This window comes from Maritalea sp., from assembly GCF_051251695.1.
GTDB lineage: Bacteria > Pseudomonadota > Alphaproteobacteria > Rhizobiales > Devosiaceae > Maritalea.
Genome location: NZ_JBPOEU010000045.1, coordinates 1 through 12,199 on the forward strand (window position 1 = coordinate 1; position 12,199 = coordinate 12,199).

Consider the following 12,199-nt stretch of genomic DNA (forward strand, 5'->3'; position numbering starts at 1 on the left):
GTTAACCCATCGGGGGAAGCAGCCGGTACATCCCATTAGCCGACCTTCGCTGCAAAATGACCGCAGGAACTTAGTTTGCCTAAAGCGGACATCTGACGTATGGCGCATCATATTGCCTTTGACTGGCAACACCGCAGGCAGGCCAATCAAGAAAAAAACTTATTTTTGCTGAAACAAGGATATGCGGACGTTGCTTTCATTATGTGCGACGTGCTTCAACTTAAAATCTATCTACAGTTGCAAAGTAATGGAAACTCTATAAGTTTATTGAATGAGCATTGAAAAATCGCACTTCAGCGAAATGATGTCAGAAAATGGCATTCGATCCACTTACAGCTCCTATCACGCTTGGTTTTCTGAACAGGACAATCGCCGCCTTGCGAAAAAGTCAGCGCAAGCGGAGGCTTTTTTTCGACGCAGCGGTATTACGTTTAATGTTTATGGTCAATCAGATGCCGAAGAACGTCTTATCCCTTTTGATTTGGTGCCTAGAATTGTTTCAAATTCTGAGTGGAGCAAACTGGCAAAAGGCATTGATCAACGTGTGCGCGCGATAAATGCGTTTTTACACGACATCTACAACCGTCAGGAAATTTTGAGGGCCGGCGTTGTGCCGATAAAGTTGATCGCACAAAATGACGCTTTCCTACCTCAAATGATGGATTTCAGCCCGCCGGGTGACGTTTACACTCATATTGTAGGTACGGATATTGTTCGGACTGGGAAAGATGAGTTTTACGTATTGGAAGACAATGCACGGACGCCGTCTGGGGTCAGCTATATGCTGGAAAATCGTGAAACGATGCTGCAGATGTTTCCTGAGCTTTTCAGTAAAATCAAAGTGCAATCCGTCAGCAATTACCCAAAGAACTTGCGCCGCTCGTTGGAAGCCAGTGCGCCAAAGTCTTGTGAAGGCAGACCTTGCGTCGCTATCCTGACGCCTGGCATTTATAATTCTGCTTATTACGAACATAGTTTCTTGGCCGACCAGATGGGTGTTGAGCTGGTGGAAGGCCACGATCTGCGCGTTGTTGACGGGCACGTCGCTATGCGCACGACACGAGGCTACCGGGTGATTGATGTGCTTTATCGCCGGGTGGATGATGAATATCTTGACCCATTGACTTTTAACCCGAACTCAACGCTGGGTGTACCTGGCATCATGGATGTTTATCGGGCAGGCAACATCACCATCGCCAACGCGCCGGGGACAGGGGTTGCTGACGATAAAGCGGTTTATAGTTATCTTCCGGCAATTATCGAGTTTTATACTGGCGAAAAAGCCATTCTGAAAAACGTTGAAACATATCGTTGCTCGGAACCGGATGCACTAAAATATGTGCTGAGCAACCTTTCTGAATTAGTTGTGAAAGAAGTGCATGGGTCAGGCGGATATGGCATGTTGGTTGGCCCGGCTGCCAGCAAACGTGAGCTTGCGGATTTTGCGGCTAAGCTCAAAGCTCGACCAGACAACTATATTGCGCAGCCGACGCTATCACTCTCCACGGTGCCGATCTTTACAAAAAAGGGGTTAGCGCCGCGCCATGTTGATTTGCGCCCCTTTGCACTCGTGTCGCCTAATGGCGTCGATATCACACCGGGTGGCTTAACTCGTGTTGCACTCAAAGCAGGTAGTTTGGTGGTAAATTCAAGCCAGGGCGGCGGCACCAAAGATACTTGGGTATTGGAAGACTGATATGCTGGGAAAAACTGCAGGTGGTCTTTATTGGATGTTTCGGTTTCTTGAACGTGCCGAAAATACCGCTCGTTTGCTGGAGGCTGGGTTTCGCATTGCGTTGACGCGATCGACCGATGCGGAAAGCGAATGGAAATCCGTGATCGTAACCTTGGCCGCACAACAAGGGTTTGAAGCAAAACACGACACGTATGACAGCGCGCACGTCATCAATTATTTACTGCGGGATGCTGATAATCCTAGTTCGGTTTTGTCCGTCGTTAAGTCGGCGCGAGACAATGCACGACTTGTTCGCACGGCTTTGACTTCTGAAGTCTGGATGTCAGTCAACGAAACGTGGATGCTACTTTCAGACATTTTGAAAAACCAGGTGCGTGACGTGGATTTGCCTGAAGTGCTGTCGACAATTCGCCAGCAAGCTGCACTTGTACGAGGCTCACTTAACGGCACCATGCTTAGAAAGGATACCTATCACTTTTGTCAGATCGGTATTCATATTGAACGCATTGACAACACATCGCGGATTATTGACGTAAAATACCACTCTTTGCTGCCAGCCTCGTCATTTGTGGGCGGCAAGCTTGATAATGTGCAATGGGAGACATTGCTTCGGTCTGTCTCTGCTCACAGGTCTTTCCGTTGGGCTGTGGAAGACGGTTTCACCGGGCCCGCCATTGCTAGTTTTCTGATATTGGATCGCCGCTTACCGCGTTCGCTTACTTTCTGTATTGATGAGATTGTCGCTAACCTTGGTCAACTTGAACAAAGCTATGGGGAAAGAGTTATGTGTCATGACCAAGCCGATCGATTGTTGAAGCGGTTTAACAATCGCGATATTTCCACAATCTTTGATGAAGGTCTTCACGAATTTATCAGCTCCATTATCCATGACACAGCAAATCTTGGATACCAGATTGAGCAAGACTATAGGTTTAACATCTAGATGCAGCTCCAGATATCTCATACAACGCACTATAGTTATGATCAGCCCGTCGACTATGCCTTGCAACGGGTTCATTTGCGGCCGCTAAGTTCGAACATTCAAGATGTAAGCTCTTGGCAAGTCATTGTTGATGGCGGTCAGATTGAAGCCCGTTACCTTGATCATTATGGCAATCATTGTGATTTGGTCAGTATTGATGCAGGGGCGCAAAAACTGTCAATTACAGCAACTGGGTCAGTTACCACCCATGACACAAGTGGCATCATTGGCAAAGTTTATGGCCGGGCGCCGTTGTGGCATTTTTTGCAGTCTACGACGTTGACGACCGCCGGGCCCAAGGTTCGCGCACTATCTGAAATCGTTACGCGCAGTGAGGATATATTATCGGGGTTGCATGCATTATCAGCCGCTTTGCTTGAAGCCGCACCGTATAAAATTGGCGAAACGGATGCGAACACAAGAGCTGAGGATGCGTTGGTGATCGGGAGTGGGGTATGTCAGGATCATGCCCATATTTTTGCCGCTGCGGCGAGGCTCGCTGGGGTTCCAACGAGATATGTAAGTGGCTATTTGATGATTAACGAGCAGGTTGATCAAGACGCTAGTCATGCATGGGCTGAAGCGCATCTTGATGAATTGGGATGGGTTGGTTTTGATGTTTCCAACGGTGTCGCGCCCGACGAAAAATACGTGCGCCTTGCTGTTGGTCGCGATGCCCACGACGCCGCCCCGATTAAAGGGATGCGTTTGGGAAGCTCAGATGAAACTATGATTGTATCTTTGCAGGTTCAGCAGTAGACAGAGGTGTAGAAACCTTATTGGACTGAACAAATGACATACTGTGTTGGCATGCGATTAAATCGCGGACTGGTGTTAATGTCCGACACGCGTACAAGTGCCGGCGTTGACAATTTTTCTGTTAGCAAAAAGATGTTCACCTGGGCCAGTCCGGATGAGTATGCAATAACACTCATGACCGCTGGCAACCTCGCCACCACTCAAGCCATGGTCAGCTTGTTGGAAGAGCGCTCCAAAACCGCAGAAGAACGCGATCCGAGTATCTTGCGACAACCAACGATGTTTCAGGTCGCTCGTATTGTCGGCGCAACACTAAAAGAAGTGATTGCAGACAGCAGTCCAAGCGGGCAGACTTCAGATGATCAGTTTCGTGCTTCAGTTATTTTGGCAGGTCAGGTGGCCGGTGGCCAACCAACTATTTTCCTAATCTATCCCGAAGGTAATTTTATTGAAATTACCGATGACACCCCATTTTTTCAGATTGGGGAAACGAAATATGGAAAACCCATTCTTGTGCGGGCATATGATGCGGATATGAGCTTTGATGATGCTGTAAAACTGTTGCTTGTTTCTTTTGACTCAACTGTAAAATCCAACCTGTCTGTGGGCTTGCCGTTTGATGCACTCATTTATGAAAATGGTTCATTTGATTTAGGGCGACAAAAGCGTGTTGAAGCCGACGACGAGATTTTTCAAACAATTTCGACAGGCTGGAGCGATGCGTTGAAAGACGCTTTTCAAAAGCTACCACGCTATTCAGTATAGCCTATCTGAGACGCAATCGGACTTAGACAACACTGCCGCACATATTTAAGTCAACAAATTGAACAACAGCGTATTGCTGACTAAACTAGAGCAGTTACAACAGAGGGAGCCTTATCTTTCTTTTGTTATGCCACTCAGAAGGCGTCCGAGAATGTCTGCACCGGTTATAATTCGTTTGTTAGCGCCCCAGATGAGCACGACATCTCGATCGACGACATCGTCTCCTTCGTGTGCAACATGCACTTCGAATTGCTGAAGAATATGCCCGAGCCTCTTTGTCAGGTCACGGATAACAATTGGACGGTGACAATGCTGTTCCGGCTCAAAACTCGTCTCTTCCAATAAAGCGCTACGTAGATAAGCATCCGTATCAACAACCATGAGCGGCTCATCATTTTCGTTGGTTAGAACAGCCCATTTTTTGCCTGAAGACCGGAGTTGTTGAAGAAACGCACTGCTCTTCTCGCCAGCATCGTCAGGAAAGATTGCCATTTGGCCACGAAATGGCACCCGGATGATGCTTCGTTGATCAACGGGCTCACCCTCTTGCGATGCGCTAACATCATCCAGCCGGAGAAAATTTAAGGCACCCAGGCCTTCAATACGACCAAGATCAGTTTCATCGGCTTCCATATGCTGGCGGATCATTTCGCGCACGCCACGCTCACGCATGAAGTCCACTCCTTCCTTGCCCAGCAACTTGTCGAGTAGCATAGCGACCGGTTTGGCCACAGGAAACAGAAGTATCTGATAAACCCGCAATACCGGGGCCAAACGCGCACCAATTTTCAGGGCCTTTCGAGAAAAGAAAGCCTGAGGAAAAATCTCACCAAACAACGTAATAATAATCGTTGAAAACAAAAATGCACCCAAACCCGCCATAACCGAGTTAGAGAGCAAAGTAAGCAATACATTTATGCTTACATTTCCCCATAAGATCGTCGTTAGTAAAAAGTTTGAATCTGAGCGCAGGTCCAAAACTTTTTGTGCAGCCTCGTTGCCAGTTCCAACTTCCACCTCAAGGCGCAGACGGCTGACACTGAAATAGGCAAGATTAAGGCCCGAGAACATTGCTGACTGGCTAAGGCAAAAGAAAATGCCAAGCCAAGTCAGCCCATTAATCACTTCCGCGCTCATAGGAACCTCATCAAGAGTGTAGCAATGCCCAAGAAGGCGAAAAAGCCCGCAATGTCTGTCACGGTCGTGAGGATAATCGATGATGAGGTCGCAGGGTCTTGGCCGAGCCGCGTTAGGATAACTGGAATAATAGCTCCTGCAAAGCCAGCGGCAACCATCGCAAGAACCATTGACGACATGATTACAACAACCAGCCCTATCGACTGACTCCAAATAAATACCCCAATCCCACATGTAACAGCGATACCAACGCCGTTGAGAAACCCAGCGATGACTTCTTTACGCAAGACCTTTGCCCATTGGCGAACACTAATCTCTCGCAGTGCTAGACCACGCATAGTGACGGCAAGCGCCTGTGCACCCGTATTACCGGACTGACCTGCCACAACCGGCAACAGAACCGCGAGAGCTGTAACTTGGGCGATTGTCGCTTCAAACAGACCAACGACAGCGGCAGCCATGAACGCGGTAACCAGATTGATCTGCAACCACGGCATGCGTTTTCTAACTGTGAACAAAGGCGTGGACAGCGCCCGCTCTTCTTTGCTTGCACCCACCATTGTTTGCAAATCTAGGGTCGCATCTTTCTGGATTGTGCGCGCTAGATCCTCGTGGGAAACAGCCCCCAGCAAAACACCGTCTAGATCGATGACCGGCAGATCGAGAATTGTTCCCGCCTTTAGGATATCAGTCACTTCACTCAACGAGTCGATTGGTCGAACGGCAGCAACAACTGGCTCTTCAAGCATACCAAGTGTCGTTTCGGGTTGCGACAGGGCGACATCGGTGATCGATACTTTACCGGTCAGTCGCTGTGTATCATCAACCAAAAACAAACTTCGGGCGGTTGTCATGCCGCCTTCTCGCAAGCGTTGCAGTGTATCGGCGACGGTTGCCTCCTGACGGAAGGTAGAAACAACAGTGTTCATCAAACGCCCAGCGGTGTTTGCCGGATAGGACAAGAGGGTTTCAATATCCTTTTTCAGATTTGGATTAAGATTGGCGACGCACTGTGTGACGTCTGCCTCGGACATAAAACCCAAAATTCGAACTGCATGAGATGTTGGGAGTTCTGCTAGCAACTGTGCAGACAAGGTTTCAGGTAGGGCACTCATGAGCCTAGCGGCTGTTTCTGGCAACAGGTTTCGCCAAACCGGCGTCATGATTTTTACAGGAAGGCGAGAAGTGGCTTCAATCACTTCTTCTACAGACAGTTTTTCGATTTTTCGAGCTGCGTCCATTGGATGGTCGATAAAAAATCGTTGAGTCAATTCGTCGCTAATCCGCGTTATTGCTTCCGTCATGATTTATCTCCTGTCGTCGTCTCTATTGAAACGTCAAAGTCGACCAAGACCTGCGCCAATCCCACCGAACTGCTGATGAAAGCACTCGCGATGGAAGACAGGATCGATTGCGATTGTGGTTGGGTTGCAAGTATCGGTCCCTCGGCAGTTTTTTGGCGCAAGGTACGACGGGCCAAAGCGCCTACTAGTATCTTTTGACGATTAACGACCGGCAAATGTGCGTAGTCATCCCATGCTGGCAAAGACCTTATCGTGCTTAGTCGCGCACGCGCAGAAATAGGTGCGACTGATGTCTCCATTACATCTCCAAGGAGCCGTTCATTGGAAAGGCGAAAAAGCTCGTCAGCTGTCACTACACCGAGCAGTTTACGTTTGTCATCAACAACATACGCGACGCCGGTCTTTGTGCGCTTGATCTGACGAAGCTCCGCAAAAGCCTCTCCAACAGTTTGGTTGGCAGTCATTATAACAACGCTCGTTGCCATTTTTGCGCCGACCGTATCATCCGGATAAGTCAGGGTGCTTTTCAAGTCACCGCTAAGCTTCTTCGGCAGTGCCAACAAAAGCTCTTTTTGGCTTGCGGCTGGCAACACTCTCATGATTGAGGCCGAAGTTTGATAATCCAATTCTGACAATATGGCAGCACCGCTGACAGGTGTCATTTCGGATATGAGTGCCGCAGCAGACCATGCACTAATCATGGAGATAAGCGCGACAGCATAGCGGGTCGGTAGTGCTTCAAAAAAGGCAGCAACATCGCTGGCGTCCATGTCCGCGAGGACTTTCACTGCCGTTTGTGGGCGCCGCTCAATCAACTCGATGGTTAAAGGTGAAACATTGATCATATACTCTCTCCCGCAACTGCCTCGCTTGGTGTGACGTTATACGAAATGATCAGTACTCCGGACCCTTCCGCAATATGTGCAGGAACCAACGCGCGTCCTTTATCAGTCTCCAAGGCGATATGGGTTTGTGTGATCTCAAGAATTTCACCTTCCACCCCCCCGATGCGCACCAAATGACCCGGGCTTAGGCTTTGCCTAGCCGTCCGCGCGCTGATCAGGTTGCTGACATATTCACGCGATCCGAAGCCAAAAGCGATTGAAAAGCCAAGTAAGACCGTTCCAACTGCGACGCCGGAAATTGTAACGAGAAAGGAGACATCTATGCCTATCTGGTTTAGGCCGATAATAGCAGCTATGATAAAGACCATAGCCTTTGCGACACGGCCCAACATTACGCTTTGAGTGGATTTTGCGCTGCGAGCCGCCTCAGCAACCTGATCCCCGACCACGCTACCTATGATGTAACCTAACCCGATGGTTGCAACACCCAGCAGAACATCCGGCAGGAAGATAACAATATCGTTCAACCAGCGAGAAATCGTGGGCAACTGTGCCACGCGGGCAGAGATCGTAAGCGTGACAAAGATAATGACCCAAAACGTGGCTTCTCCAAAGATTGCAGAGGCGCCCATCGGCAACCGAACGCTCGCCAGAATACCAGTTTGGAATGTCCGTTCCAAAACTCCATTTAGGCTGCTCAATATTCGCTTCGCTGCTGCTCTAACGAAACGTGCGACGATCCAGCCGACCATCAAGATGATCAAGGCCCCCAAAAGCGATGGTAGATACCCCAAGATTGTTGGGACTGCGGTTTCAAGAGTATCCTGAGCCGAAATCCACATTGTAGTAGGCGTTTCCATTGCATTCTCCTTAGCGTTTTGCCATCGAAATTGAGTTGCGAAATGTTACGCCGAAGTCGGTAGACAAGATAATGTCCACTCGGACTTACTATGCGAAATTCCGATGGCAGTTTCTTGAACCAATCCGCAGTTGCATTTGATCGTGCGGGTTAGGTTCCTTGTATCGCGTCTTTTGCTTGATGGAGCGGATATTGTCGTTGCCTGGCTTGCAAAACCGCCAGATATCAAACCCCAATTTTGCTCACCCTTAAGATCCGAGAAACGCTTGCGCGTGTCCGGAGGTCAGCCCTTGCCTCGGGTTTTTGTTGAGTTGGGTTTTACGGTTTTTTCCATGAACTCAATCACTTTGCCCGCTACATCAATCCCAGTCGCGTTTTCAATACCTTCGAGGCCAGGAGAAGAGTTGACTTCCATCACTACAGGACCGGTTGAAGAACGTAGCATGTCAACACCACAAACATTAAGCCCCATTGATTTGGCCGATTGCACAGCGGTTGCGCGCTCTTCAGGTGTAATTTTAATTGATTTTGCTGAGCCGCCACGATGCAAGTTGGAGCGGAAATCTCCTTCAGCACCAGTGCGCAACATAGCGGCAATCACTTTGCCACCAATCACAAACGCACGGATATCAGACCCGCCAGCTTCTTTGACGAATTGCTGCACCAAAATATTTACTTTGGCTCCGCGAAAGGCTTCAATTACTGATTTTGAAGAATTATCCGTATCAGTAAGCATCACGCCAACACCTTGAGTGCCTTCAAGTAATTTGATTACCAAAGGTGCGCCACCTGCGAGCTTAATCACTTCCTCGGTTTGTTTTGGGTCATGAGCAAATGTTGTGTTTGGAAGGCCAACGCCATCGCGTGCTAACAATTGCATAGAACGTAGCTTGTCGCGTGACCGGCCAATGCCAACACTTTCATTAAGCGGATAAACACCCATCATTTCGAACTGACGCAAAACCGCAAGTCCGTAGAAAGTGATCGAGGTCCCGATACGTGGGATAACAGCGTCATAACCCTGTAGCTTTTCGCCGTTGTAGTAAACCTCGGGCCGTCGCGATGCGATGTTCATATAGCAACGTAATGTATTGATAATATCCAACTCGTGGCCGCGCTGTGCCGCGGCTTCTTTCAAGCGCTTGTGCGAATAAAGATTCGCATTTCTCGCCAACATAGCAATTTTCATTGGTTCTTCCTTTCGATGAGCGTGTTGCCCAAGTTTTGCACCTCATCTTGGTGCAGTAGTGAAGATTGGCGCAATTCGCTCAGGAAAGAGCGGCTCGGGTCGACCAATATCTTGCGACCCTTCAAAGCGGTTCGGCAAATTATCAAATCAAAAGTCATGGCGTCACGGTCCGCCAGAGACACGTCTATGTGCCATCCATGATCGCCCAGCATGAGCAGTGTCCTGATCACAAATCGGTTTTCGGCAATGCCGCTGGTATTTTTGATCTCGCGTTCAGATTTAAGTGGTGCTTCAATCAAGCACGCTGGATGATTTTTAAGCTTTGGTGCTTTGAACCGCACCCATCGCTGGCCATCCCGTTCGAATAGTTCTTGCTCCTCAGCGTGCAAGGCCGAAGTTCGAGCGCCAGTATCAATTTTCGCAGCCATCCGAGATATTCCAAGATTTGGCAATCCAATGTGCTCGCGCCAACCAATTACCTCCCGCTCGCGCGGTGATGTTTTGTTTTTCAAGTTAAATCCTCAAAACAGTGATCGTTCGCACGGCGGTAATTCACGAATGAATTGGCGCTCATAACGACAAAAAAACTGTCCATGTCGATCAGGATATAGCCACGTTCGCACATCGCACGCGTTAGGTCTTGAACATCATCTTCATAGAGCCGACTACGCCCCGCTGCATCCCGGACTGACTTTGCAGCAACCCGATACCGGCCATTGTCTTTGCCGCCGAATCTTTCGGCATAAAGGCCAACTAACCTATCGGTCAATGTATCTATCCAAATTTTCTTTTTCATGCGCATAATCTATATAGACATATTTTTTTTGTCTATAGATAAAATAAAATTGTATTTTGACGAATGAGTTACGCTGCTTCACACAGGTGCTAGATGCCGTTTTGGAGAATAGCAACCCGATCCCTGACTGTGAACAGAGGCGGCGTTAACTTAACTATTGTTTGAGAAGCGCATCGAAGAAACTCAGTTCGCCTTTTTGTCATACAGAATGCATGGCAACGAGTGGGTTGTTGTAAGAGCTCCGAATTTCGGCATGCGTAAAATGGACTTGTCACGGTATTGTTCCGTGTCCTTGAATGGAATAAATGCCATCAAGGAGAACAAGTATGGCCCAGAAACATAATGAAGAATTCAAACGCGAAGCAGTCCGCATAGCATTGACGAGCGGCTTAACACGTCGCCAAGTAGCAAGCGATTTGAACATTGGCTTTTCAACATTGGCTAAATGGATACAAAAAACTACAGTGGATGTTCACAAGTTCGTACAAGCAGGCACACGCAAATAGGCCAATGCTGAATTTGACGAATATTTTTGGCGCCACTTTCCCACATTGAGAACCAAAGACCGGTCGTTCGAGTCTTAGGGTCGAATGGCAACAAAGTCCGCATAGCCGTCATCCAAATGAACAACACAAAAGTTATTCTGGCCCACCTTTAACGGTTGGGTCAGTTTCGTGTGACGTTCAACACTGCCAACTCATCGGTTGAATTGATCGTTGTTTTGCAAGCGCGACCGTCTCGCTGCGGGCGTTAAGCTTACAGCAGCCTTCGTGCCCTTCGCCGCGCTTCGCTGGCTATGGGCGTTCGCCGCAAAACAGGACATTTAGTCCTGTTTTTAAGGTGCGGCTTACTCCCACTCAATCGTACCCGGTGGTTTTGACGTCACGTCATAAACGACCCGGTTGATGCCTTTGACTTCGTTGATGATACGCGTTGCGGTGCGGCCGAGGAACTCCATGTCGTAATGGTAAAAGTCGGCAGTCATGCCATCTACTGATGTTACGGCGCGCAAGGCGCATACAGATTCGTATGTGCGGCCATCGCCCATCACGCCAACAGTTTGAACTGGCAGTAAAACGGCAAATGCTTGCCAGATTTTATCGTACTGGCCAGACTTACGGATCTCATCGAGATAAATGGCGTCGGCTTTACGTAAGATGTCCGCTTTTTCTTTATTCACGCCACCGGGGCAACGGATTGCAAGGCCAGGTCCAGGGAATGGATGGCGCCCGACAAAGCTATCAGGCAAACCAAGTTCACGACCCAATGCGCGTACTTCGTCTTTGAACAATTCGCGAAGCGGCTCGACCAGTTTGAGGTCCATCTTTTCCGGCAATCCACCAACATTGTGGTGCGATTTGATGGTAACGCTCGGCCCACCGGTAAATGATACGCTTTCGATTACGTCGGGGTATAAAGTTCCTTGCGCCAAGAACTTAGCACCGCCGACTTTTTTTGCTTCTTTATCGAAAGTTTCAATGAACAATCGACCGATAATTTTGCGTTTTTCTTCAGGGTCAGACTTGCCGTCCAACTCACCCAAAAACTCGTCAGCTGCATCAACATGTACAAGGGGAATATTGTAATGATCACGGAACAGGTTCACCACCTCTTCCGCTTCATTCATGCGCAGCAATCCGTGATCCACAAAAATGCACGTTAGTTGATCGCCAATAGCTTCGTGAATAAGCACTGCAGCAACAGAAGAATCAACACCGCCTGAAAGTCCGCAAATGACTTTTTCATCACCGACTTGGTCGCGAATTTGTTGAATGGCTTGCTCGCGATATGCACCCATGGTCCAGTCGCCGGTACAGCCGCAAACATTCATGACGAAGTTGCGGTAAAGCTCGGCGCCTTTTGGCGT

12 protein-coding genes and 1 pseudogene are annotated in these 12,199 nt (G+C 48.6%); 5 read left to right on the top strand and 8 right to left on the bottom strand.

Going from position 1 to position 12,199, the window contains the following annotated elements:
• Positions 1–301 precede the first annotated feature (301 nt).
• From ACSHWX_RS16995 to ACSHWX_RS17010, 4 genes are read left to right on the top strand one after another with little or no spacing between them, the layout of a single operon-like run.
• Complete coding sequence (locus tag ACSHWX_RS16995) at positions 302–1,696, top strand: circularly permuted type 2 ATP-grasp protein (protein ID WP_435669431.1); 1,395 nt, start codon at positions 302–304, stop codon at positions 1,694–1,696.
• A gap of 1 nt (position 1,697) precedes the next feature.
• Positions 1,698–2,639, top strand: coding sequence for an alpha-E domain-containing protein (locus ACSHWX_RS17000; protein ID WP_435669420.1), 942 nt, complete (start codon positions 1,698–1,700; stop codon positions 2,637–2,639).
• Positions 2,640–3,437: a transglutaminase family protein gene (locus tag ACSHWX_RS17005; protein ID WP_435669421.1), complete on the top strand. Its 798-nt coding sequence runs from the start codon at positions 2,640–2,642 to the stop codon at positions 3,435–3,437. It begins immediately after the preceding gene.
• Between the two features lie 33 nt (positions 3,438–3,470).
• On the top strand, positions 3,471–4,202 hold the full coding sequence (locus ACSHWX_RS17010; RefSeq protein ID WP_435669422.1) for a peptidase: 732 nt from the start codon (positions 3,471–3,473) through the stop codon (positions 4,200–4,202).
• 111 nt (positions 4,203–4,313) lie between these two features.
• Here the strand turns inward: ACSHWX_RS17010 and ACSHWX_RS17015 are convergent, their stop codons facing one another.
• From ACSHWX_RS17015 to ACSHWX_RS17045, 7 genes are all read right to left on the bottom strand, one after another.
• A complete protein-coding gene (locus ACSHWX_RS17015) occupies positions 4,314–5,339 on the bottom strand; it encodes a DUF21 domain-containing protein (RefSeq protein WP_435669423.1) in 1,026 nt (341 codons plus the stop codon).
• Positions 5,336–6,643 (bottom strand): magnesium transporter, encoded by a 1,308-nt coding sequence (gene mgtE, locus ACSHWX_RS17020; RefSeq protein ID WP_435669424.1) that lies wholly within the window; start codon positions 6,641–6,643, stop codon positions 5,336–5,338. The genes ACSHWX_RS17015 and mgtE overlap by 4 nt, the downstream gene beginning before the upstream one ends.
• Positions 6,640–7,488 carry a magnesium transporter MgtE N-terminal domain-containing protein gene (locus ACSHWX_RS17025; RefSeq protein WP_435669425.1) on the bottom strand — a complete coding sequence of 283 codons (849 nt, stop codon included), beginning with the start codon at positions 7,486–7,488 and terminating at the stop codon, positions 6,640–6,642. The genes mgtE and ACSHWX_RS17025 overlap by 4 nt, the downstream gene beginning before the upstream one ends.
• The gene (locus ACSHWX_RS17030; protein ID WP_435669426.1) at positions 7,485–8,348 is read right to left on the bottom strand and encodes a mechanosensitive ion channel family protein; all 864 of its coding nucleotides are present in this window, start codon (positions 8,346–8,348) and stop codon (positions 7,485–7,487) included. Before ACSHWX_RS17030 ends, ACSHWX_RS17025 begins: the two co-directional genes overlap by 4 nt.
• Before the next feature lie 282 nt (positions 8,349–8,630).
• Positions 8,631–9,536 (bottom strand): 30S ribosomal protein S6--L-glutamate ligase, encoded by a 906-nt coding sequence (gene rimK / locus ACSHWX_RS17035; protein WP_435669427.1) that lies wholly within the window; start codon positions 9,534–9,536, stop codon positions 8,631–8,633.
• Entirely contained in the window at positions 9,533–10,048 is a 516-nt protein-coding gene (locus ACSHWX_RS17040) for an ATP-dependent zinc protease family protein (protein WP_435669428.1), read from the bottom strand. The genes rimK and ACSHWX_RS17040 overlap by 4 nt, the downstream gene beginning before the upstream one ends.
• Positions 10,045–10,332 carry a hypothetical protein gene (locus tag ACSHWX_RS17045; RefSeq protein WP_435669429.1) on the bottom strand — a complete coding sequence of 96 codons (288 nt, stop codon included), beginning with the start codon at positions 10,330–10,332 and terminating at the stop codon, positions 10,045–10,047. The genes ACSHWX_RS17040 and ACSHWX_RS17045 overlap by 4 nt, the downstream gene beginning before the upstream one ends.
• A 326-nt stretch (positions 10,333–10,658) precedes the next feature.
• Between ACSHWX_RS17045 and ACSHWX_RS17050 the strand changes: the two are divergent.
• Positions 10,659–10,784 (top strand): annotated as a pseudogene (locus ACSHWX_RS17050) (transposase); the annotation flags it as partial.
• Between the two features lie 395 nt (positions 10,785–11,179).
• Here the strand turns inward: ACSHWX_RS17050 and guaA are convergent.
• The coding region (guaA, locus tag ACSHWX_RS17055; RefSeq protein WP_435669430.1) for a glutamine-hydrolyzing GMP synthase at positions 11,180–12,199 on the bottom strand (1,020 nt) is incomplete at its 5' end.